The 23,456-nt window shown below is 34.1% G+C and carries 19 protein-coding genes and 1 riboswitch; of the genes, 14 read left to right on the top strand and 5 right to left on the bottom strand.

The annotated features are described in order from the left end of the window. Positions 1-113: 113 nt before the first annotated feature. Both KCG49_RS09885 and metK read right to left on the bottom strand, forming a co-directional pair. Positions 114-1,931, bottom strand: coding sequence for a hypothetical protein (locus KCG49_RS09885; protein ID WP_218546226.1), 1,818 nt, complete (start codon positions 1,929-1,931; stop codon positions 114-116). Between the two features lie 140 nt (positions 1,932-2,071). After that, positions 2,072-3,325, bottom strand: a complete 1,254-nt coding sequence (gene metK, locus KCG49_RS09880) for a methionine adenosyltransferase (protein WP_218546225.1) — start codon at positions 3,323-3,325, stop codon at positions 2,072-2,074. Between the two features lie 437 nt (positions 3,326-3,762). Beyond that, positions 3,763-3,887, top strand: a riboswitch (SAM riboswitch). A gap of 118 nt (positions 3,888-4,005) precedes the next feature. On the opposite strand from metK, the gene KCG49_RS09875 reads away from it, so the two are divergent. The 5 genes from KCG49_RS09875 to KCG49_RS09855 all read left to right on the top strand — a co-directional run bounded on the left by KCG49_RS09875 (position 4,006) and on the right by KCG49_RS09855 (position 9,593). Then, positions 4,006-5,298: an O-acetylhomoserine aminocarboxypropyltransferase/cysteine synthase family protein gene (locus tag KCG49_RS09875; RefSeq protein WP_218546224.1), complete on the top strand. Its 1,293-nt coding sequence runs from the start codon at positions 4,006-4,008 to the stop codon at positions 5,296-5,298. Positions 5,299-5,398: 100 nt separating this feature from the next. Continuing rightward, the gene (locus KCG49_RS09870) at positions 5,399-6,415 is read left to right on the top strand and encodes an alpha/beta fold hydrolase (protein ID WP_218546223.1); all 1,017 of its coding nucleotides are present in this window, start codon (positions 5,399-5,401) and stop codon (positions 6,413-6,415) included. Beyond that, positions 6,378-7,448 (top strand): homoserine dehydrogenase family protein, encoded by a 1,071-nt coding sequence (locus KCG49_RS09865; RefSeq protein WP_218546222.1) that lies wholly within the window; start codon positions 6,378-6,380, stop codon positions 7,446-7,448. The genes KCG49_RS09870 and KCG49_RS09865 overlap by 38 nt, the downstream gene beginning before the upstream one ends. A 228-nt stretch (positions 7,449-7,676) precedes the next feature. Beyond that, entirely contained in the window at positions 7,677-8,771 is a 1,095-nt protein-coding gene (locus KCG49_RS09860; RefSeq protein WP_218546221.1) for an acyloxyacyl hydrolase, read from the top strand. A 75-nt stretch (positions 8,772-8,846) separates the two neighbouring features. Then, positions 8,847-9,593, top strand: coding sequence for a head GIN domain-containing protein (locus KCG49_RS09855; protein ID WP_256259944.1), 747 nt, complete (start codon positions 8,847-8,849; stop codon positions 9,591-9,593). Positions 9,594-9,632: 39 nt separating this feature from the next. Here KCG49_RS09855 and gldA read toward each other — a convergent pair whose 3' ends face one another. Next, on the bottom strand, positions 9,633-10,526 hold the full coding sequence (gene gldA, locus KCG49_RS09850) for a gliding motility-associated ABC transporter ATP-binding subunit GldA (RefSeq protein WP_218546220.1): 894 nt from the start codon (positions 10,524-10,526) through the stop codon (positions 9,633-9,635). A 249-nt stretch (positions 10,527-10,775) separates the two neighbouring features. On the opposite strand from gldA, the gene KCG49_RS09845 reads away from it, so the two are divergent. The 4 genes from KCG49_RS09845 to KCG49_RS09830 are packed head-to-tail and all read left to right on the top strand — an operon-like array spanning position 10,776 to position 14,714. After that, positions 10,776-11,603, top strand: coding sequence for a prephenate dehydratase (locus tag KCG49_RS09845; RefSeq protein ID WP_218546219.1), 828 nt, complete (start codon positions 10,776-10,778; stop codon positions 11,601-11,603). After that, entirely contained in the window at positions 11,600-12,742 is a 1,143-nt protein-coding gene (locus KCG49_RS09840) for a pyridoxal phosphate-dependent aminotransferase (RefSeq protein ID WP_218546217.1), read from the top strand. Before KCG49_RS09845 ends, KCG49_RS09840 begins: the two co-directional genes overlap by 4 nt. Before the next feature lie 10 nt (positions 12,743-12,752). Beyond that, positions 12,753-13,625 (top strand): prephenate dehydrogenase, encoded by an 873-nt coding sequence (locus tag KCG49_RS09835; RefSeq protein WP_218546216.1) that lies wholly within the window; start codon positions 12,753-12,755, stop codon positions 13,623-13,625. Between the two features lie 6 nt (positions 13,626-13,631). Continuing rightward, positions 13,632-14,714, top strand: a complete 1,083-nt coding sequence (locus tag KCG49_RS09830) for a bifunctional 3-deoxy-7-phosphoheptulonate synthase/chorismate mutase type II (RefSeq protein WP_218546214.1) — start codon at positions 13,632-13,634, stop codon at positions 14,712-14,714. Between the two features lie 48 nt (positions 14,715-14,762). Here the strand turns inward: KCG49_RS09830 and KCG49_RS09825 are convergent, their stop codons facing one another. Next, entirely contained in the window at positions 14,763-15,233 is a 471-nt protein-coding gene (locus KCG49_RS09825) for a hypothetical protein (protein ID WP_218546212.1), read from the bottom strand. 83 nt (positions 15,234-15,316) lie between these two features. On the opposite strand from KCG49_RS09825, the gene rsgA reads away from it, so the two are divergent. From rsgA to KCG49_RS09800, 5 genes are all read left to right on the top strand, one after another. Continuing rightward, positions 15,317-16,267 (top strand): ribosome small subunit-dependent GTPase A, encoded by a 951-nt coding sequence (gene rsgA / locus KCG49_RS09820; RefSeq protein ID WP_218546211.1) that lies wholly within the window; start codon positions 15,317-15,319, stop codon positions 16,265-16,267. Between the two features lie 148 nt (positions 16,268-16,415). Beyond that, positions 16,416-16,868, top strand: coding sequence for a D-aminoacyl-tRNA deacylase (gene dtd, locus KCG49_RS09815; protein ID WP_218546210.1), 453 nt, complete (start codon positions 16,416-16,418; stop codon positions 16,866-16,868). Then, positions 16,868-17,401, top strand: a complete 534-nt coding sequence (locus KCG49_RS09810) for a metal-dependent hydrolase (RefSeq protein ID WP_218546209.1) — start codon at positions 16,868-16,870, stop codon at positions 17,399-17,401. The genes dtd and KCG49_RS09810 overlap by 1 nt, the downstream gene beginning before the upstream one ends. 113 nt (positions 17,402-17,514) lie before the next feature. Further along, positions 17,515-19,431, top strand: a complete 1,917-nt coding sequence (locus tag KCG49_RS09805) for a DUF3858 domain-containing protein (protein WP_218546208.1) — start codon at positions 17,515-17,517, stop codon at positions 19,429-19,431. Positions 19,432-19,436: 5 nt separating this feature from the next. Further along, entirely contained in the window at positions 19,437-21,383 is a 1,947-nt protein-coding gene (locus KCG49_RS09800) for a transglutaminase family protein (RefSeq protein WP_218546207.1), read from the top strand. An 8-nt stretch (positions 21,384-21,391) separates the two neighbouring features. Here the strand turns inward: KCG49_RS09800 and KCG49_RS09795 are convergent, their stop codons facing one another. Then, the gene (locus KCG49_RS09795) at positions 21,392-23,422 is read right to left on the bottom strand and encodes a ComEC/Rec2 family competence protein (RefSeq protein ID WP_218546206.1); all 2,031 of its coding nucleotides are present in this window, start codon (positions 23,420-23,422) and stop codon (positions 21,392-21,394) included. Positions 23,423-23,456 lie beyond the last annotated feature (34 nt).

Below are 23,456 nucleotides of genomic sequence, written 5' to 3'. Positions count from 1 at the left end.
TTTTCTTTTTTAATAGATGTAAAAATCAATAAATGGTTGCGTGAAAATTCTTATAAAAAAAGAAAAGCCCTCTTATTATAAGAAGGCTTTTACTAAAAATATATTTATGAGCTTTAGTTATCTCTCAGCACATGGATTATTCCTGTAACGGAACTTATATTGCCATTAACACTTACGAAATCACCACTAAAGTTAATATCAATATAGTCTCCAACGTCGCCAAAGCTAGTAATATTACTAATTACAGTATTATTTGGGTTAGCATCAAAAAATGGTAAATCTTGACTTTCTGACCCAAAGCCTATGGCGTCTCCAAATCCATTTGCCAAATATTCTCCAGTATAAGGAGGATTGTCATTGAGTCTAAATTGAAAATAGAAAAAATCTTCTTGGTCATTAGAATATGATGATATACCTAATCTAGGAAGCATATCACCACTCATGTAAAAGCTTGCATCAATATTTTCCGTCAAAAATACTGAATCACCATCATCAATAGTGTATTGTATAAACTCCGTAATTGTATTGCATGCGCTAATGGTGCCAATATTAGTCAATGGAGTTGTAAACGTGTAACTAATACTATCTGTAGACTGAAGGTTAACAAAATCACTTCCTTCTATACCAAAAGTGTCATTATCTGTACATCGTAATAAATTGACTTCAAAAGTTCCGTCGCTAACAACATCTGTAAAGGTTTGGTTACCATAAGAAACTTGTACATAGCCATCGGTAACAGCATCACCACTACAGGTATTAAAGTTACCTGTAATAGTTTCTTGTATTATGTCTGGATTACTAGGTAAAATAACTGAGATACTAGAGTCTGTACTAAATGGCCCAACTATTTCTGTAAGTAATGTAGCATCTCCACACAGTTCATAACTATAAACATTGAGTTCTAAGCTTTCATTGCTAGGTACATAACCGCAAACCTCACCATTTTCATTGGTATAGCCTCCTCTTGTACCAAATGTTCCACTTGTTATGGTTACATTTAGATTGTTTAGGGCGTTGCCATCTTCATCAGTAACAGTGACACAAAGTGTAATCGCTTGAGCTGGTATATCGCAGTTCCAAAACGAAAAATGTGAAACCGTACCAACATACATATTACCTTGTAGTGTAGCCACTCCTTCTTCTTTCCAGTAGCCATTGACTTCATCAAAATACCACAATGGAATGGTAGCAGGTGCTATACTGATTAAACTCGCATCCACAGGAATCTTGATTTCAGACGTTGACCCTTCTGCTAAATTTAAATCTTCACCACCAGAGCCTCTTAATTCTACGGCAAGCATACCTAAGGTTTGTAACATACGTTCTGCACCATCTTCATTTTGTGCATAGAGCATTCCTGGCATCTGCATGGACATATCCTCGTCTGATGGGTCTAAGTGATGCATGATCACATCCACAGAGCCCGAATATGCAGAGCCATCTTCCTTCATAAAATTACCGTCAAAACTAACCGAACTGCCACCGTTAGCAGTTATAGTTTCTGATGTTCCACTATTTACGGTGCCAGTTACAGTAGCATCAAGTAACATAATAGTTACTTTGTTGGTTCCATTGCTGGGCACGACACTTCGTGATCCATGAATGTAGCCCGTTTTCTCAGCCTTTATATAGCCAAAACGTTCATTAACATTAGCATCGTTTAAAATGAATATACCATTACTGTCCGTGATGGCTGTTTGATTTCCAATGGTAATGGTAACGCCTTCGATTGGGTTTCTGTCAGTATCGATAACATTTCCAAGGAAATCCCTTGATATTTGGTTGCCAAAATATTCTGAGAATGTATCTGGAATATTTTCTTGTTGTTCTCCACTTCCAGAACCACCATCGTCTTTTTCACAAGACGTTGCTAGGAATAACGAAAGTAGAAGCATTAAAATAAGATTTGGGAAATTTTTAATGTTTTTCATAATGTATTGATTTAATTGAGTTGCTAATCTTTCTTATAAAACAGATAGATTTAATAATTCCCTACCTTTTTATAAATTGACTAAACAAAAAACCCCACAATGTTTGTGAGGTTATAAAAGCTATAAGCTTATTATGCGTACTAAATACCGAATGCCGATTTTACTTTATCCACATAATCAAGTTTTTCCCATGTGAACAATTCAACATCAATAGAAATAGGTTCTCCATAAGGTTGATCGAAGGTTTTATTTACGACTTCATTTTGTCTTCCCATATGGCCATATGCGGCTGTTTCACTATACATTGGTTGACGCAACTTTAAACGATTTTCAATTGCGGCTGGTCGCATATCAAAAATAGCTTCAACTTTCTTTGCAATTTCTCCATCGGTTAAGTTAAAAGGACAAGTGCCATAGGTGTCCACAAATATTCCCATAGGTTCTACAACACCAATTGCATAAGAGACTTGTACTAATACCTCTTCACAAAGTCCTGCTGCAACTAAATTCTTAGCGATATGCCGTGTTGCATAAGCTGCACTTCTGTCTACTTTACTTGGGTCTTTACCAGAAAAAGCACCACCACCATGTGCACCTTTTCCGCCATAAGTATCCACAATAATTTTCCGACCAGTTAAACCTGTATCCCCATGAGGCCCACCAATAACAAATTTACCTGTTGGGTTAATGTGATACGTAATATCGTTATTAAACAGTGGTTTAATATGATCTGGTACTTTAGCAACGACTCTAGGGATTAATATCTCAACAATATCTTTTCTAATTTTTGCTAGCATGGCATCATCAGAGTCAAAATCATCGTGTTGGGTAGAAATGACAATAGCATCAATACGCTGAGGTGTGTTATCATCACTGTATTCTATTGTAACCTGGCTTTTAGAATCTGGTCTTAAATAGGTGATATCCAAATTTTCGCGACGAAGTGCTGCTAACTCTTTTAGGATTAAATGAGAAATATCTAAAGCCAGGGGCATATAGTTATTGGTTTCATTTGTCGCATAGCCAAACATCATTCCTTGATCGCCAGCACCTTGTTCTTCTTTAGAAGCTCTGTCCACACCACGATTAATATCTTCCGACTGTTCGTGTATTGCCGAGAACACACCGCAAGAATTACCGTCAAACATATATTCACTCTTGGTATAACCAATTTTGTTGATCGTATCTCTCGCTATTTTTTGTACATCTAAGTAGGTGTTGGATTTTACCTCGCCAGCAAGCACAACTTGACCAGTAGTGACCAATGTTTCACAGGCCACTTTAGATTCTGGGTCAAAGGCTAAAAAATTATCAATTAAAGCATCACTTATTTGATCTGCTACTTTATCTGGATGTCCTTCCGAAACACTTTCAGAAGTAAATAAATATGGCATAAATATCTTTTTGTTAAGGTTATTAAACTAAAAAGGAATTTCGGTGATTGCTTTGTCGCTACAAAAGTGGGTTACTTTCTGTTTTAGCATTTTTATCCCTAAAAGTTATTTAGGTATCTGTTTCTAAAATAAAAAAAACAGAGAGGTTGCAATCAGGCAAATTTTTCCTCTTAATTTTAAGACTGTTTAAAATTTAAATAGCCTTGGCAAAAGTAAAGATTAAAATTTAAGATAGAAAGTCTTTAACTGATAAGTAAATCTTAAAAATAGAATGATTGTGATAAGTATTTAATGTTGCTTTCTTGGCTTAAGAGTTTTATTTACAGTGAATTGTGTAGTTTTGGATTGTTAAAAAAATAAAAAAGTGGTCAAATTATTTTGAAATTAAATTTTTGTAATGCAATATTTGTACTCACAAAGTTCAAACACTTACTGAAATGTTATCAAGAAAGGTGGAGGGAATAGACCCGTTGAAGCCTTAGCAACCCTTAGATTCACTAAGAAGGTGCTAAATTCTACTTGAATGTGCAAGTCATTTTTTGTAAATTCGGATAGATAACTCGAGACTAATTACTCATCTGTGATTAGCAATTTCTTTATAACATTTTTCTATTAAGTACGCTTTTTTAAGGCGCATTTGGCTTTTGGTTTAATTTATTTTAACTCAAAAAACTAGAAAAATGAGTACGCAAAAATTCGCAACGAAGGCGTTGCATGCAGGGCACGATGTCCAAAACAATGGAGGAACAAGGGCAGTTCCTATTTATCAATCGACAGCGTATGTGTTTAATGATTCGGATCATGCTGCCAATCTATTTTCTTTGGCAGAAACAGGAAACATATACACTAGAATCAACAACCCCACCAATGATATTTTAGAACAGCGATTAGCAGCCTTAGAAGGCGGTATTGCTGCAGTTGTTACAGCTTCGGGAACATCGGCAATAGCTACGACATTGCTTACACTACTCAAAGCTGGAGATCATATTGTCGCTTCAAATAGTTTATATGGTGGTACGTATAATTTGTTGAACGTAACACTTCCAAGACATGGTGTTACAACAACATTTGTAGATCCTTCAAATCCAGAAAACTTAAATAAGGCAGCTCAGGAAAATACAAGAGCGTTTTTTATTGAATCACTTGGTAATCCAAAACTCGATGTCCTAGATATAGAAGCCATTTCAAAAGAGGCCAAAGCGTATAAAGTACCTTTGATAGTGGATAATACGGTGGCGACTCCTTATTTGTTAAACCCAATTGATTATGGTGCCAATATTGTTATTCATTCGCTAACAAAATATATCAATGGTAATGGAACAGCACTTGGCGGAGTCATCATTGATGCAGGTACTTTTGATTGGGCCAATGGGAAATTCCCAGAATTTACAGAACCATCAGCAGGTTATCATGGATTAATATATAGCGAAGCTTTAGAAGCTGCTGCTTTTATTGCTAAGGTAAGGATTGAGGGTTTAAGGGATTATGGAGGTGCGCTGAGCCCATTTAATGCATTTCAGATTATACAAGGTTTAGAAACATTGGAGTTACGTATAAAAAGGCATAGCGAAAATGCACTCGAACTTGCAAAATGGTTGCAAGAACAACCCGAAGTTACTTGGGTCAACTACCCTGGATTAGCAACAAGCAAATACAGAAATCTTGCTAAAAAATACTTGCCAGAAGGACAGAGCGGTATTGTAACTTTTGGTGTAGATGGTGGTTATGAACCTGCAAAAACCATTGCGGACAAGACACAACTGTTTTCACTTTTAGCCAATATAGGAGATACAAAATCATTGATTATTCATCCAGCAAGTACAACACATCAGCAATTGAGCGATGAAGCTCAAGAAAGTACAGGAGTAACAAAAGACTTAATTCGTTTGTCTGTTGGTTTGGAAAATATTGAAGATTTAAAAGCAGACTTAAAAGAAGCTTTTCAGTGGGTAAATAAACCGCATTTAGTTTAATACCTTAATCTATTAGTGTTGTGTTAATCAAACTGAGTGATAGGTCTCGCTCGGTTTGATTTATTATCAATCACCAAAATTAATAATGAAATCTTTTTTTATGAGTGTACTTCAATATATAGAGTTCGATCATTTTGAACTTTGCAGCGGGAGAAGAATAAACCTGAGATTATCATATCAGATTTTTGGGAAACCGATAGCTGATTATCCTATTGTTTTAGTCAATCATGCTTTAACAGGAAACTCACAAGTTACAGGAGAAAATGGTTGGTGGAATGATATCGTGGGAAAAGACAAGGTCATAGACACAAATAGATATTGTGTTTTAGCATTTAATTGCCCTGGAAACGGCTTTGGTGATATTGATGAATCTTTCACAAAATATTACAAAGAATTTACGGCTAGGGATATTGCGAGGCTTTTTTCAGAAGGTTTAAATCGCCTCAATATTTACCATCTACATGCTGTTATTGGCGCTTCAGTTGGTGGAGGAGTTACTTGGGAATTAGCTGCCTTGCGACCTAGTTTAGCGGATTATATTGTTCCTATTGCTACAGATTGGAAATCTACTGACTGGGTAATCGGTAATTGTTTTATTCAAGATGAAATATTAAATCATTCGTCTCAGCCTATAAGTGATGCGCGGCTACACGCTATGACATTTTATAGAACACCAGAGTCGGTTACTTCAAAATTCAATAGATCAAAAAAATCCAAAGCTATTTATAACATTGAGGCGTGGCTAAAGCATCATGGTGAAAAGCTGAATCTTCGTTTTAAACTTTCGGCCTATAAAATGATGAACCAAATTTTAAAGACCATAGACGTTACCCAAGGGAAAAATAGCTTTACAGATGTGGCAAAACGTATAGAAGCACACATCCACATTATAACTATTAACTCCGATTTATTATTTAAGTCGGATGAGAACTGGAGTACGTTTGTTGAGCTAAAATCAGTTAAGGAAAACGTTACCATTGGTGAGCTGAAATCTAATGATGGACACGATGCTTTTCTAATCGAATACCATCAATTAGCCAAGCTATTACAACCAGTTTTTAATTTAAAAATCGAAAAAAATGACAACTATAAATCTAGCTATATTCGGAATTGGTAATGTAGGTTCTACGTTAATCAATCAAATTCAAAAGCTTAAGCATAAGCTAAAAAATGAACAGCAATTAGATATACGGATTCCTGTAATTGCAAATTCAAAATTGGCCTTTTTTGCAAATGAGACTGATGGGAATTGGAAAGTCGACTTTGAGATTTTTTCTGAACCTTACAATATTATGGATATTATTAAGTATTTTAAATCCATTGATGCCAAAAATACCATTGCCATTGATCTCACTGCAAGTAAGGAGTTTGTAAATAATTACGAACTGCTTATTGAAAATGGGTTCCATATTATCTCAGCAAATAAAGTAGCGAATACGTTAAGTCATAAATTCTATGAAAATTTAAGAAAAGTCTTAAAAAGGAATGACAGGAGGTTTTTATACGAAACTAATGTCGGCGCTGGGCTGCCAATAATTGAAACTGTAAAAAACTTGCATCAATCTGGTGAAAATATCACTAAAATAAGAGGTGTGTTTTCGGGGTCTTTAAGTTATATTTTTAATCGATTTTCTGAAGAAGATTTACCCTTTAATGAGATACTCAATAATGCTTCTGAAGCAGGTTTAACAGAGCCAGATCCTAGGGATGATTTATCTGGAAAAGATGTGGCCAGAAAACTATTGATTTTAGCAAGAGAACTTGGAGTAAAGGCTGAGTTAAGCCAAGTGAAGATAGAATCTTTGGTGCCTAAAAAACTTAATGGGCAAACAAGTTTAAAACAGTTTAGAGCGCGTTCTTATGAGCTGAATTCTGTTTTTGAAAATAGTAAAAAGATACAAAAACCTAAATCAGTTCTGCGTTACGTGGGTGAATTAGATACAGTTAATAATTCATTGGAAGTAAAATTGATTTCAGAGCCTAAAGCTTCACCATTGGGTCAACTAAAAGGAGCAGATACGTTATTTGAATTTTATACTGAAGCTTACAAAGAACAGCCTTTGGTAATTCAGGGTGCTGGCGCAGGAAAAACTGTTACGGCAAGAGGGGTCTTGTCTGATGTTTTAAAATTATCGGCTCAATTGCATTAATCTAAATAGGTAAGTTGATTTATATAATGTTTTAATAACGGTTTCTTTAGCTATAGATAAACTTCTAATCCCAGATATTATAGAATTTTGAAAAAACCCTAAATCATGAAAAAGTATAAAATAGAACTTAGGTTTGCATTTAAATTATTGCTAATAACTGTAGTATCTTTATTGGCAACGTTATTATAAATTAAATATTCTCTTACTTTTGCCAGTAACCATTTATTTATGAAGTACTGGCTTACGAGTTTAATAATTCTATTCGGACTTTCCTTGTTTTCGCAAAACGAGGAAGCTTTAGATTCATATTTTGATCTCAATTATTTCTCAGGAAATATTGCACTTCATAATAATGATATACTGCATTTAATTACTGGCCATCCCGAAGGTGTTATTTTTAGTTGGAATAAAAAGACCTTTGGAAACGAAGATTGGCAACAGCGGTATAACTATCCTGATTATGGAGCGTCTTTCATCTTTCAGAATTTAAGAAATGAAGTTTTAGGCGAAAATTATGGACTTTACGCACATTATAATTTTTATTTCTTTAAACGAAATTTAATGTTACGCATTGGGCAAGGTTTAGCTTATAATACCAATCCTTACGATAAAGTAGATAATCATAAAAATATAGCTTTTGGATCGCATATATTGAGTTCTACTTATATGATGGTAAATTATAAGAAAGAGCGTCTCTTTAATCGTGTGGGTTTGCAAGCAGGTTTATCTTTAATACATTATTCTAACGCCAATGTTAAAGCTCCAAACACAAGTGTAAACACTGTAGCTTTTAATTTAGGACTTACTTATGATTTAGACGAAGAGAACTCAGAATATATAGACAACTTAAGTGACGAGAAATTTACAGAACGCATTAAGTATAATATTGCATTTAGGACAGGTATTAATCAAAGTGATGTTATTGGTAGTGGTCAGTTTCCGTTTTATATTGTGTCTGCTTATGCAGATAAACGCTTAAGCCATGTCAGTGCCATTCAACTTGGTGCAGATGTATTTTTTTCCAAGTTTTTGGAAGAATTGATTTATTACCAATCGGTTGCTTTTCCTGAAGAAAATGTGAGCGGTGATGAAGATTACAAACGTGTTGGTTTGTTTGTTGGGCATGAGTTGTTTATTAATAGAATGTCCATAGAAACACAACTGGGTTATTACGTTTACTACCCTTTTGATTTTGAAGGGAGAACATATATTAGAATAGGCTTAAAACGTTATTTTGGTAAGAAATTTTTTGGAGCCATGACTTTAAAGTCTCATGGTGCAAAAGCCGAAGCTGTTGAATTTGGGGTAGGAGTCAGGTTATAGATTTGTCATTCTTGTGTGTCGTACTGGGCTTATCGAAACATTGTCGAGGTGAGGACTGAATCAATTTTTAATTAAATGATGAGAAAATTTATTTATGTATTCATAGTATTAATTTTTGCTTGTAATAGCGAGGATGCTAATGATTGTTTTCAAACTGCAGGAAGTATTATCCAAGAGGAAGTTGTAATATCTAGTTTTGAAAGAATTCTGGTTAACAGAGACGTAGAATTAATTATTACTCAAGCAGCAGATTACAAAGTTGTTATTGAAACAGGGGAAAATTTAATTAATGATGTTAAAGCGGAAGTCATTGGAAATAGATTAGTGCTTACTGACGATAATAACTGCAATTATGTGAGAGATTTTGGTATTACAAAAATATATGTTGAGACTCCTGTCTTAACAGAGATAAGAAATTCGTCACAGTACGAAGTGTCATCAAACGGAACACTATCTTATCCCAATTTAAGTTTAATTTCAGAAGACGTTAATGAAAATGTAGCTTTTACTGTAGGAGATTATAGGCTAAGCATCAACAATCAGAATTTAAATATTATATCCAATAATATTTCGTCATTCTATATTAACGGAAATACTGACAATCTTTCGGTTAGTTTTTTCTCTGGCTCTGGTCGTTTTGAAGGTGAGGATTTAATTGCTCAAAACGTGGTGATAAGTCATCGTGGAAGTAACGATATGATTGTAAATCCGCAATTAAGCCTAACCGGATTGATACGAGGAACTGGAGATGTCATTTCTGTTAACGAACCACCTTTGGTTGATGTCGAGGAAATCTATATTGGAGAATTGATTTTTAACTAGTCTATAATCTAAAAGCCAAGTGATCTAAGGTCTATTTTCTCAACTCGTCAATTCCCTAAACAAACTTTCTAAACTTGCATTTTTCTGGTTCAACTGAAGAATTTTCAATTCATTATCATGTGCAAAGTCAAAAACATGAGATCGCATATCGTCTTTTGTAGAAAACGTAATTTCATAAACAAAACCTATAGGGTTTTTTACATCTGTTACTTTAGGGAGTTTATTTAAAAAAGCATCTTCTACTCGATAATCAAATTCCACGACTACGATTTGCTCTTGCCCATCTCTTAAATCTTTCAAATATTTATCGGCTACAACTTCACCTTTATTGATAATAATCACACGGTCGCACATCGCTTCAACTTCTTGCATAATATGGGTTGAGAGAAATACGGTTTTCTCTTTGCCAATGGTTCTAATCAAATTTCTAATTTCTACTAATTGATTGGGATCCAAACCAGTTGTAGGTTCATCTAAAATCAATACATCAGGATTGTGTAATAACGCATTTGCTAAACCCACACGTTGCCGGTAACCTTTAGATAGCTGTGCTATTTTTTTATGAGCTTCAGGAGAAAGGCCTGTGAGTTCAATAACTTTGTCAATTCTAGATTTAGATGTGCCGTAAACATTGGCATTAAAGTTTAAATACTCTTTTACGTATAAGTCGGTATAAAGCGGATTGTGCTCAGGTAAATAGCCTACGCTACGTTGCACATTCTTTTTATCTGAAACCACATCAAAACCATTGACGCTAGCAGCACCTTCAGAAGCATTAATGTAAGTCGTTAAAATCTTCATCATGGTTGACTTACCTGCGCCATTCGGACCAAGAAATCCAACGATTTCAGCATCATTGACTTTAAAGGATACATTGTTTAGTGCCTTTTGGTCTTTATAGCGTTTTGTAATGTTTTTAACTTCGATAGACATTTAGGTCAAGTTTTTGTAAAAATAATCAAATACTAAACGTATAAATATAAAAATTGGTTTAATCGGTTTTGTTTTTTCATTTTATTGGTTACTTTAGCCACATAATAAACATGAACACATCTAAAACATATTACAACTGGTTTTATTTCTTTTATAACAAAAGGAACGGGGCTTAGTATGTTTTATTTAAAATATAGTTTTTAAAAGTCTCGATTTAATCGGGACTTTTTCTTTGAATGAAATTCTAATTTGAAAAAACCAATAGCAATACAAGGTATAAAAGGCTCATTTCATCATGAGGTTGCTCAACAATACTTCGGCACAAAAACAGAAGTAGTGGAGTGCATGTCGTTTGATAGTGCGGTAGATCGTCTTATGGAAGGCGATACGGATAATATTGTTATGGCATTAGAAAATTCTATTGCGGGTTCTATTATTCCTAATTATGCACTTATTGACAACCATAACTTGTCTATAGTCGGTGAATACTATCTAGATATTCAGCATAATCTAATGGCTTTAAAAGGGCAAACTATAGCGTCAATATTAGAGGTACATTCTCACCCTATGGCTTTGTTACAATGCAAGGTATTTTTGAAGAACTATCCGCATATAAGATTAGTGGAAGCCAAGGATACCGCTGATGTTGCCAAACAAATAGTAGAACAAAATTTAAGTGGAATTGCAGCTATTGCCAGTAAAAATGCTGCTAAGATGTATAATTTGGAGGTTCTAGCAGAAAGTATTCAAACCATTAAGCATAATGAAACCCGCTTTGCCATTGTTAAGCGAGAAAATAGTAAGGTTGAACGAAAAGCCATCAATAAAGCTTCTCTAAAGTTTGAATTAGATCACAAACGTGGTAGCTTAGCTACGATACTCAATGTAATGAGTGATTGTAAACTCAACCTAACCAAAATTCAATCCTTGCCAAAAATTGATACACCTTGGAAGTATGCTTTTTTTGTAGACATCACTTTTGAAGACTACGAAGATTATAAAAAAGCAAACGCAATAATGCAATTAATGGCAGAAAATTTTAAAGTGTTGGGCGAATATAAAAACGCAAGATTATGATCGAAGTTGCCAACCGTTTAAAACACGTAGAAGAATACTACTTTTCTAAAAAATTGCGAGAAGTAGCATTTCTAAAATCACAAGGGAAACCAATTATCAACCTCGGTATTGGAAGTCCTGATTTATTGCCGCCATCTAACGCAGTCTTACAATTAAAAGAAGGCTTGGAAGATGATGGAGCAAATAAATACCAAAGCTATCAAGGATTGCCCGAGTTAAGAGAAGAAATCGCAAATTTTTACAAGAAACGCTATAAGGTTAATCTAAGTGGTAAAACAGAAATATTACCATTATTAGGTAGCAAAGAAGGTATTATGCATATCTCTATGGCATTTTTAAATAAAGGAGATAAAGTGTTGGTGCCAAATCCTGGTTACCCAACCTATACCTCGGTAACCAAGCTTTTAGGGGCTAAGCCGATTTTTTATGATTTAAAGGAAGATAACAATTGGTTACCAGATTTTATTGCTTTAGAGCGCATGAATTTAAGTAAGGTAAAGATAATGTGGATCAATTACCCACACATGCCCACAGGAGCAAATGCACCTAACAAGTTTTATGATGAGGTCATAGCCTTTGGTAAACGCCATAACATACTTATTGTAAATGATAACCCCTATAGTTTTGTGCTCAACGATAGACCTATTAGCATTATGAGATATAACAATGCCAAGCAAGTTTGTTTAGAGTTAAATTCATTGAGTAAAACATTTAACATGTCGGGTTGGAGAGTTGGTATGTTGGTGGGTAATTATGAGTATTTAAGTGCAGTACTAAAAGTAAAGAGCAATATGGATTCTGGTATGTTTTATGGTATTCAAAAAGGTGCTATTGAAGCATTAAAATGTTCGGATATGTGGTTTGTAAGTTTAAATAGTGTTTACGAACAAAGACGTGAGCTAATATGGGAATTAGTTAGTAAGTTAAATTGTACTCACGATAAGTATGCAACAGGGATGTTTGTTTGGGCAAAGTTACCGCCTAAAGTGAAATCTGAAGAGTTCACAGATTTAATACTAAAAAAATATTCCATTTTTATAGCACCAGGAACAGTTTTTGGAAGTAATGGAGAAGGCTATGTACGTTTTTCGTTATGCGCGCCAGAAGTAACAATAAAAGAGGCAATAGCTAGATTATAAATAGAAGTACATGAAGAACATATTTATCATAGGAGTTGGTTTAATTGGTGGCAGTTTCGCATTGGACATAAAGAAACAAAATCCTGATTGTACCATTTTTGGCATAGACAGAAATGGCAATTACTTAAACAAAGCTATTGAGCTGGGCATCATTGATAAAAAGGTAAGCTTTGAGGATTTAAATAAAGCTGATTTGGTCATTGTGGCAATTCCTGTTGATGCTACCTTAAAAGTTTTACCAAATGTTTTAGACTGCGTATCGGACGAGACCATTGTATTTGATGTGGGTTCAACCAAAGAGGATATTTGTTTAAAGGTTAAGAATCATCCCAAACGTAGAAATTTCCTTGCAGCACATCCTATTGCCGGTACGGAACATTCTGGGCCTTGTGCTGCAGTTCATGGCTTATACAAAGGCAAGACCAATATTATATGTGAGGTAGAAGAGACGGCTTTTAAGCTTCAGGAAAAAGCTCTAAAGTTATTTTCAGAATTAGGAATGCGCATACGGTACATGAACCCAAAGGCACACGATAAACATATTGCTTATGTATCACATTTATCGCACATAAGTTCGTTTATGCTAGGTAAAACCGTAATTGAAAAAGAAAAAAACGAGCGCGATATTTTTGATATGGCTGGTAGTGGTTTTGAAAGTACTGTGCGTTTAGCTAAAAGTTCGCCAGCAATGTGGACACCAATCTTCAAGCAAAACAAGACCAATGTTATTGAAACTTTAGATGAGTACATCAATAACCTAAAACACTTTAAAAAGCTTATGGAGGCCGAAGATTTTGAAGCGGTCTACAATGAAATGGAAACAACAAACCATATAAAAGATATATTAAACGGAATTAATTCAATCCAACCCCAAACAGATTAATAGCAAATGGAAAATAAAAAAGAATTACGAAATTGGTTAGATGCCTTTAACCTCAATCACCCTCTTGTCATTGCTGGCCCATGTAGTGCCGAAACAGAAGATCAGGTCTTAAAAATTGCACATCAATTGAAAGATAGTGATGCCACGGTTTTTAGAGCTGGTATTTGGAAACCAAGAACAAGGCCAGGTAATTTTGAAGGAGTAGGAGCTTTAGGTTTAAAATGGCTGCAAAGAGCCAAAGAAGAAACTGGTATGAGGATTACCACGGAGGTTGCCAATGCCAACCATGTAGAATTGGCTTTAAAGCATGATGTTGATATACTTTGGATAGGAGCAAGAACTACTGTAAGTCCTTTTATAGTTCAAGATATTGCAGATGCATTAAAAGGGACAGATAAACCCATTTTGATTAAAAATCCAGTGAATCCAGATTTGTCATTATGGCTAGGCGCGGTCGAACGCTTTTATACCAACAACATTAACAATCTTGGAGTGATTCATAGAGGTTTTTCGACCTACGAGAAAACGCGGTACAGAAACAATCCCGAATGGCAAATTGCTGTAGATCTACAGAATCGTTTTCCAGATTTACCGTTAATATTAGATCCTTCGCATATTGCAGGACGAAGGGATATCATTTTCGATTTAAGCCAGACTGCATTAGACTTAAATTATGATGGATTGATGATAGAGACACATCACGATCCAGACAACGCATGGAGTGATGCCGCACAGCAGATTACGCCAGAGACTTTAGTAAAGTATACTGAAGATTTAAGAATTAGGAAAGAAGTCGGCGAAGCTGCAGAATTTAAGAACAAGATAAATACCCTAAGGACAAAGATTGATGTTATAGATCACCGATTGATTGAAATTTTAGGGAAACGTATGCAAGTGGCAGATGATATAGGAATGTTGAAAAAGAAGCATAATGTTGCGGTGCTTCAGAATAAACGTTGGAATGAAATCTTGGGCAAAATGATTTTAGAGGGTGAGGAGAAGAACTTAAGTGAAGAGTTTATACTTAGGATGTTTAAGGCGATACACCAAGAATCGATTAACCATCAAGAAGAAATTATTAATCATTAAAAACAAAAAAGGCTCGTATTTATGAGCCTTTTTTTATTAATTTTTGACTTAAAAATGTCTCTTAAAAATATATCTTGTAACAAATATGCCTTGGCCATCTCCTTCACCGGCATCACTTTCTGATGAGCTAGATACAAATGTAAGTTCCCATCCATCTTTTCCCATTGCAATTAATTTAGAAGTTATTACGGCGTCGTTTGCCACAATATTTTGAAAACGAATACCACCAATATTGTAAAAATTTAAAAGTTTTGTTTCTTCAAAATCCTTAACGCGGATATTTTTTCTCTTGGACTTATTTCTGGTATTGTTATCTTCAGTTTGCTCAGACGTAAATTCTGAATAGTCTCTTTCTGCATTAGATGATATTAACCTAGAACGACCTAACCCACTTGGAACAATTGATTCTACACTAGTAATCACTTTGTATTCTACGTTAGGGGTTTGATTTTGGTCTACAAATGAGAATAAAATAAGCCCCATGATAATTAATCCGATAATTAATAAATTTTTTTTCATGATTGTCAATGTTTGTTTTAAGCCTATAAAGTAAATACTTTTCTAGTAAAAAGTTGTTACTTTGTTACTAGCAAATTTTATTAATGACAGGGACAGTATATAAATCTACCGGAAGCTGGTATACCGTTAAAACAATGAACGGTAAATTCTACGAATGCAGAATTAAAGGTAGATTTAGATTGGAAGGTATAAAGAGTACTAATCCCATAGCCGTTGGTGATATAGTTGAGTTTGAATTAGAAACAAAGAACAATGCCGAAACTGGCGTCATCAATAGAATTGAAGAACGCAAAAATTATATTGTTCGTAAGTCTGTAAACTTATCCAAACAAACACATATCATTGCATCTAATATAGATCAGGTCTTTCTCTTAATTACCATAGATAACCCACCCACGTTTTCGAGCTTTATCGATCGTTTTTTGGTGACTGCTGAGGCCTATTCGGTTAAAACAGTTTTGTTGTTCAATAAGGTAGATTCTTATGACGAAGATGCAGTGCTAGAAGTAAAATATTTAATGGGTATTTATAGAAAAATAGGTTATGAATGCATAGAAATATCTGCCACAAATGGTAAAAATATCGATAAGGTAAAAACCCTTATGGTGGATAAAGTGAGTATGTTTGCAGGTCATTCTGGTGTGGGTAAGTCTACTCTGGTCAATGCAATAGAACCTGCTTTAGATTTAAAGACCAAAGAGATTTCCCAACAGCATATGCAAGGCCAACATACAACAACTTTTGCAGAAATGTTCGATTTGAGTTTCGGCGCAAAGATTATAGATACACCTGGTATAAAAGGTTTTGGAGTAGTCGACATGGAAAGGGAGGAAGTTGGGGATTATTTTCCTGAGTTTTTTGCATTAAAACAAGATTGTAAATTCAATAATTGTCTACATCTTAAAGAACCAAAATGCGCCGTTAAAGAAGCACTCGAGGATGATGAGGTTTCCTACTCAAGGTATAGAAGCTATCTTCAAATACTCGAAGGTGAAGATGAACATTACCGAACCGACAATTGGGATGAAAAGTAAATTGTTGTACACAAAATTATTTTTTCAAAAAAGTAGAGTTTCATTTTTGCAGAAAATGACGGGAAGGCTTAGTTGATATTTGGCAACCAAAGGTTAAATCATTAACAAGGTTAAATGACTAAAAAGATTCTGATAAGAACTTAAAGAGATGAAAATAGTAATACAAAGGGTTTTAGAAGCCTCGGTAACTATAGGTCAAAAAAAGGTTGCTTCTATTCAAAAAGGACTTTTGGTATTATTGGGTGTTGTAGATGAGGATACCCAAGACGATATAGATTGGATGTGCAAAAAGATTGTAAATCTTCGGGTTTTTCCAGACGAAAATGGTATTATGAATGTATCTGTGCTAGATTCGGGGGGAGATATTATCGTGGTAAGTCAATTCACACTTCATGCCAGTACAAGAAAAGGAAATCGTCCAAGTTATATTAAAGCAGCAAAACCAGATATTGCGATTTCTTTATATGAAAAATTTGTAAAAAGACTTCAAGGGGAATTGGGAAAATCGATTCAAACAGGTGATTTTGGCTCCGATATGAAAGTGAGTTTAATAAATGACGGGCCAGTAACTATTATCATAGATTCAAAACACAGAGCATAATGGCATCTATTTTTGGTCATGGATTAGTGGCGTTTACGACATCGAAAATCATTGATTATAAGTCAAGTAAGCTACTTTTGTTTTTAGCCATTGGTTCAGCTATTTTACCAGATATCGATGTTTTAGCGTTTAAATTTGGTATTCCTTATGCTCACCCTTTAGGTCATAGAGGTTTTACGCATTCTATTTTGTTTGCCTTAATTTGGTGTATTTTGCTGTCGCTATTATTTGGTAAGACTAGAAAGTGGGTTTTTGCTATAGTTATGTTTTTATCAATACTTTCCCACGGTATTTTAGACGCAATGACTTCGGGTGGAAAGGGTGTGGGTTTTTTTATTCCTTTTGAAAACTCCAGATACTTTTTTCCTTTTAGAGCGATTAGGGTCTCGCCAATTGGTTTTGAGCAATTCTTTTCAGAATGGGGGATTAGGGTTATTGTTAGTGAATTAAAATACATAGGTTTGCCCTGTTTTATAGTTTTAATTATGGTTTTTATCATTAAAAAGAGATCAATGTCCAAGAAAAAAGTGTAATTATCTCTATGAACTGCATAAAATTTAGATGAGCAGGGAAATATGATAATTGTCATTTGTAAAACTGTATATACTTTATATATTGCTCAGCATAAATAAAATTTTACTCTTACATGCCCCACAAAAAACCTATTCTATCTATTTTCTTAATCCTTATTGCCTACTGTAGTTTTTCGCAAGAAGAATCTTTGTATGATTCCTCTACTATCCCACCAGAATTAATGACCAAGGCCAATGCTGTGGTGAGATTCAACGACGTACTTATTGAGATAGAATCTAATGATCGAATGAAGATCACTGAAAAGCGAATAGTGACTGTACTTAACGAACAAGGTAATTTAGCAACACAAGCATATTCTGGTTATGATAGATACAATAAGATCAAAAAAATTGGAGCTAGGATTTTTAACGCTGAAGGTGAAGAGATTAAAAAAATAAAGAGAAGAGATTTTATAGATCATAGTGCAGTAGATGGAGGGACTTTATATTCCGATTCTCGGGTCGTTGCTATGGCATATGACCCTGTTTCATATCCTTATACCGTAGAGTTTATATGCGAAACTGAAACATCAAATACTGCTGCAATACCAACATGGAGACCATTGACAAGTTACTATGTTAGTGTACAAAAAGATTCATATCGCTTGGTAGATAAAGCAAGCCTAGGTTTGAGATATAAGGAAAAGAATTTAGACGAATTAGAGTTAAAAAAGTCGAATACAGCAAGTTCTTTACAATATTTATTGCAAAATGCTAAACCTTTAGCGCCAGAGAGTTTAAGTCCTTCGCTTTATAAAATGATCCCTCAAGTGATGGTAGCAGTGGAAAGTTTTAGTTTTTATGGAGTGGAAGGTAAAGCTAAAAACTGGAAAGAATTTGGAGATTGGGTTTATAATGCACTCCTTTCGGGAAGAAATGAAATTACTGAAGAAACCAAACAAGAAGTTTTGGATATGACTTCTAACATTGAAGACCCTGTTGAAAAAGCAAAACAGATTTTCGAATACGTTCAAAATAATACAAGGTACATTAGCGTACAGGTTGGTATTGGTGGTGTGCAACCAATCCCTGCATTAGAAGTTGACGAACTAAAATACGGCGATTGTAAGGGATTAACTAATTATACACAATCCTTATTAGAAGTTGCAGGAGTTGAATCTTATTATTCTATTGTTGAAGCAGGTACTGATCCGATTGATCTAGAAGATGATTTTGCTTCACTAGAGCAAGGTAACCACATTATATTGGCAATACCACACGAGGATGATATGTTATGGCTAGATTGCACTAGTCAGATACACCCTTTTAACTTCATAGGAGATTTTACGGATAATAGAAATGTTCTTATAGTTAAACCTGATTCTAGCGAAATAGTTAAAACCACAATTTATCCCGATAGTTTAAATTATCAGTTAACACAAGCAGATATAAAATTTGACAGTTATGGCGGTATTATAGCTCACGTTACAAGGAAAACTGAAGGTTTAAGATATGACAATCGTTTCTCAATAGAAAGACAATCTGATAAAGATGTAATAAATTTTTACAAGAAGAATTGGGGTTATATAAATGATCTGATGGTAGATAAGTACAAGTTCCATAATGATAAAACCCATATTGAATTTACAGAAACGCTGGATGTTTCAGCCCAAAACTACACAACACAAACTGGCGACAGAATTCTTTTTAAACCAAATGCTTTAAACCAAAACACTTACGTTCCCAATAGGTATAGAAACAGAAAATCACCAGTAGATATAACTCGAGGTTATCTCGATGAAGATGTGTTCATTTTTGTGATTCCAAAAAATTATGAAATTGAAGCAATGCCTGATAATGTGGAGATAAAAAATAAATTTGGGGAGTACAGTTTTACTGTTAGGCAAGAAGAAGGTAAGCTTATTTATAAACGAAAGTTATTGATAAAAAAAGGAGAATATCCTAAAACAGATTATGAGGATTACAGAAGTTTTAGAAAGAAAGTATCTAAAAACGATAATTCAAAAATAGTACTAAAAGCAATAAATTAATTATAATGAAAAAAATATATCTACTTTTAAGTTTGGTTTCTGTTCAATTTGTTTTTTCTCAATCCCCAAAGTTTGGTAAAGTTGATAAAGCTGAGCTTTTAGAAAAACACTATGATAAAGACTCATCGGCCAATGCTGTTATTTTGTATAAGAATCAAGAAACTTATTTTGTTTCTAGTTCCATAGGTGTAGAGCTTATCACTGAGATACATAAGCGCATAAAAATATATAATAAAGATGGTTTTGATAAGGCTACTGTAAGTTTAAATTTATATAAAAGTAGAAATACAAAAGAGAGAGTTAGCAGAATAAAGGCCTACACGTTTAATTTGATAGACGGTAAGATTGAAAAAACAGCACTAGATAAAGATCAAATTTTTAAAACCGAGTATAGCTATAATTATAATCAAGTAAAATTCACATTACCTAATGTAAAAGAAGGTTCTGTGATGGATATTAGATATAAAATTTCATCACCTTTTTATTTTAATATTGATGAGTTCAGATTTCAATACGATATACCAATAAAGCGATTAGAGGCAGAAATTAGAACACCTAAAGGATATAATTTTAATGCTAAACAAAAAGGTTATTTAAGTTTTTCGCCAAAACATACGTTGAAGCAGGACAATGCTATAGGTATGTCTGTAGACGTCCTAAATTACACCTTAAATGATGTGCCAGCTCTAAAGGAAGAAAGTTTTGTTGATAATATCGATAATTATAGAGCGGGAGTGGTTTTTGAGCTCGTTTCAATTGAAAGACACGGAAGTAGTGGTAGATATTTTGCAAAAACTTGGGGTGACGTGGCCAAGACTATAGGGAGTACAGAAGATTATAAAGAAGAATTAGATAAAACAAGATCTTTTGATGATACTTTGGACGCGATAATTGCGGATAAAGAAAATGATATTGAAAAAATGAATGCCATTTTTAAGCACGTAAAACAAAATATTAAGTGGAATGGATTAGATGGGAAGTATTTTCAAAAAGGCATACGCAACGCAATTAAGGAGAAAAAAGGTAATGCTGCGGACGTTAATCTTACTCTAGTGGCTATGTTAAGATATGCGGGTATTGATGCTAATCCTCTGATAATAAGCACTAAGGATAATTTGATTCCATTTTTTCCAACAGTCGATAGATTAAATTATGTTATAGCCTATGCTTACATAAACAGTAAAAGATACTTTTTGGATGCAACAGATGAATTTAGCGATGTTAATCTATTGCCGCTTAAAGACTACAATTGGCAAGGAATTTTAGTTGATAACAATAAACTTGTATGGAAGAAGGTAGGTATTTCTACACCAAAAACAGGTGAATCTCAATACATGGTTACTGCCAAATTAGATGAAGAAGGCATTATTGAGGGAAATATCAAATCTAGACATACCAATCACAGTGCTTATGAATTTAGACAGAACTTTAAAAACCGTGATTTAGATGCGTTCATTACTGAAAAAGAGGAAGTTTTAGAAAATATCGAAATATCAAATTACGAAGCCAAAAACACAGATGACTATAAGGGCTATGTTTCTGAATCGTATGATTTCTACAAAGAGTCTAGTGCCGATATTATCGACGGTAAAATATATATCCAACCGCTTCTATTCTTAAAGATTAATGAGAATCCATTTCGATCTGAAACGAGGGCATTTCCCATAGATTTTGGATACCCAATGAAAAATAGGTACATGGTTAATATTGCATTTCCCGAAGGCTATGTGTTAGAATCCAACCCTGGGCCCGTAGCCGTTAAAATTCCAAATGGGCTTGGAGAATTTAATTTTGTGTCAAAGGTGATTGGAAACAAAATCCAACTATCATCATCTCTTGAGCTTAATGAAGCTACTATGAGTGCAGATTCATATCTTTTTCTAAAAGAGTTCTTTAATCAAATGATTAACAAACAGAAAGAACAAATCGTATTAGCAAAAGCACAGCCTTAAAACAGTACTTATTCTAGAATAAAAGCTCCCTTTTCATTTGTGTAATGGAAAGGGATTTTTCTTTTTGCACATGTTGCTTTCCAACGCTTTACATAAGACTTGTAATTGCTAGCGTCTACTATAACCTGCGTAGGTTTTAAAGTGTCAATAACACGATTGAGATTTAATCTTGGTGAATTACGTATCAGTACATAATTGGTCTTAAATCTAATACCTTTATATACTGCCAAACTGTCAATAACCAAAATGGTCTTATCCTTAAATTGGTAAATATGTTGTAGGCTATCTTTTGAAATAGAATCAATCAATTCACCAACCTTATAATTGCTTATAACATTGTCGTTACGCTGCTTTATAGAATCCATGTTATGATGTACTATTAACTGATGGCCGCTTTTTTGTCCAATTATAGTAAAACGACTTTTGTTGAAAACGATAAACGCATCATCTTGAGCCGTAATTTTATTATAAATCATCGTGCTCTGAAAGGCAATTATTCCTACTAAACACAATGTTACCCATCTAAAAATCTTGGTTTTGTAGGTATTAACGAAAGTCACAATAATGAAATAACTCAATGCCATTTGTAACAAAGTAAATGGAATATCCCTAAAAAGAAAGCTTTCAAATTGTGCAATCCAAGCAATAAACTCATTTAGGCTATCAATAATATAGCTATAAGAAGTGGTAATATAGCTGTGTGACATATTCAATAATGCTAAAGCGATAACCAACAGTCCCAGGCCTAGAATCAAACCCAAAAATGGAATAACCACAATATTAGAGATAAAAAACAGACCGGGAAACTGATGAAAATAAAACAGACTTATAGGCAAAACACCAAATTGGGCAGCTAGTGTCACTGTAAAAATTTGCCACGGTTTATCCAAAATCCAATATTTAGGTCGCCATAAACTATAGATTATGGGTTGAACACTCACAATACCTAAAACCGCTAAATAACTCATTTGAAACCCCACTGAAAATAAAAAATGAGGTTTAACCAAAAGTATAAAAAATGCAGAAATCGCCAAGGTGTTGTAAATATTTGTAGGACGCTTAAGGTGCATGGCAATACTAATAATGCTAAACATAGTTACAGCACGAGTCACTGACGGAGATAAGCCAGCAATAATGGCAAAAACCCAAAGTAAAATAACAATAATTAGAGGTCTAATAAAATTGCCATATTTAAAGTAAAGTAGCGGTCTAAGTATAAAATTTAGAATCAAAAGTAAAATACCAACATGAAGTCCAGAAACTGCTAAAATGTGAATGGTACCAGAGTTTACATAATTGTTGTAAGTGCTTTTGTTTATAGTTTGGCGTTGGCCAAGTAATAAAGCATTTATGATGCTTAAAGCATCGTCCTTAAATCCGGCGGTAATAAGCTTCTCGTTGATTGATATTCTTAACTGGTCTGCAAGACCGTAAATAGTGGTTTTCTCATTTGAGACCAAGAAGAGTTCAGATTGTTCTACATACAGTTGATGGTAAACCTGTCTCAATTCTAAAAACTTACTATAATCGAATTGATGAGGGTTTAGTGGCTTTTGAATGGTTTCAAGTTCAACTGATGTAAATAAAACGGTATCAACTGGTAAAATTGTAGATGTTGAATCTCGTCTTACATTGATAAGCAATTTTCCTGAAGCCTTTTTATTTGCAATAGATTTTACTGAAACAATATATTTGTTGCTAAAGGCATCTGGTTTTAACCGTTCTTCAATTTTAAAATCTAATGCTACAGGTTCATGTTTTTTGTGAATATTGGTATAATGCTCTGATCTTAATTTTTCATTTTTAATATTGTAGGTGTTAATGCCAATACCAATCATGCAGAAAAATGTCAAGAGCGCAAAATAGGGCGAACGGTTTATTTTTTGGCGAAGAACTAACCAATAACCACCTAAGAAAGCTAATAGTATAATGATAATACATAACGAAACGTTAGTGTCAAGATCAAAATAATGCGCAGGGATAATCCCTAAGATTAAGCATGCAGTAAGCTTTATGATATTAAAATTTAGTAACTTCATTACAATAAGTCACTAAAGTAATATACACTATAGC

This window comes from Winogradskyella luteola, from assembly GCF_019203985.1.
Lineage (GTDB): Bacteria > Bacteroidota > Bacteroidia > Flavobacteriales > Flavobacteriaceae > Winogradskyella > Winogradskyella luteola.
The sequence above is the reverse complement of the archived record's forward strand: the minus strand, read 5'-3'. Positions and strand labels throughout refer to the sequence as shown.

Excerpts from the sequence above, each read along its gene's own strand:
- dtd (WP_218546210.1), top strand. The coding sequence starts at position 16,416 with ATGAAAATAGTAATACAAAGGGTTTTAGAAGCCTCGGTAACTATAGGT.
- KCG49_RS09825 (WP_218546212.1), bottom strand. The coding sequence starts at position 15,233 with ATGAAAAAAAATTTATTAATTATCGGATTAATTATCATGGGGCTTATT.
- KCG49_RS09885 (WP_218546226.1), bottom strand. The coding sequence starts at position 1,931 with ATGAAAAACATTAAAAATTTCCCAAATCTTATTTTAATGCTTCTACTT.
- KCG49_RS09865 (WP_218546222.1), top strand. The coding sequence starts at position 6,378 with ATGACAACTATAAATCTAGCTATATTCGGAATTGGTAATGTAGGTTCT.
- KCG49_RS09870 (WP_218546223.1), top strand. The coding sequence starts at position 5,399 with ATGAGTGTACTTCAATATATAGAGTTCGATCATTTTGAACTTTGCAGC.
- metK (WP_218546225.1), bottom strand. The coding sequence starts at position 3,325 with ATGCCATATTTATTTACTTCTGAAAGTGTTTCGGAAGGACATCCAGAT.
- KCG49_RS09860 (WP_218546221.1), top strand. The coding sequence starts at position 7,677 with ATGAAGTACTGGCTTACGAGTTTAATAATTCTATTCGGACTTTCCTTG.
- KCG49_RS09795 (WP_218546206.1), bottom strand. The coding sequence starts at position 23,422 with ATGAAGTTACTAAATTTTAATATCATAAAGCTTACTGCATGCTTAATC.
- KCG49_RS09840 (WP_218546217.1), top strand. The coding sequence starts at position 11,600 with ATGATCGAAGTTGCCAACCGTTTAAAACACGTAGAAGAATACTACTTT.
- KCG49_RS09855 (WP_256259944.1), top strand. The coding sequence starts at position 8,847 with ATGATGAGAAAATTTATTTATGTATTCATAGTATTAATTTTTGCTTGT.
- KCG49_RS09835 (WP_218546216.1), top strand. The coding sequence starts at position 12,753 with ATGAAGAACATATTTATCATAGGAGTTGGTTTAATTGGTGGCAGTTTC.
- KCG49_RS09810 (WP_218546209.1), top strand. The coding sequence starts at position 16,868 with ATGGCATCTATTTTTGGTCATGGATTAGTGGCGTTTACGACATCGAAA.
- KCG49_RS09800 (WP_218546207.1), top strand. The coding sequence starts at position 19,437 with ATGAAAAAAATATATCTACTTTTAAGTTTGGTTTCTGTTCAATTTGTT.
- rsgA (WP_218546211.1), top strand. The coding sequence starts at position 15,317 with ATGACAGGGACAGTATATAAATCTACCGGAAGCTGGTATACCGTTAAA.
- KCG49_RS09875 (WP_218546224.1), top strand. The coding sequence starts at position 4,006 with ATGAGTACGCAAAAATTCGCAACGAAGGCGTTGCATGCAGGGCACGAT.
- KCG49_RS09830 (WP_218546214.1), top strand. The coding sequence starts at position 13,632 with ATGGAAAATAAAAAAGAATTACGAAATTGGTTAGATGCCTTTAACCTC.
- gldA (WP_218546220.1), bottom strand. The coding sequence starts at position 10,526 with ATGTCTATCGAAGTTAAAAACATTACAAAACGCTATAAAGACCAAAAG.
- KCG49_RS09805 (WP_218546208.1), top strand. The coding sequence starts at position 17,515 with ATGCCCCACAAAAAACCTATTCTATCTATTTTCTTAATCCTTATTGCC.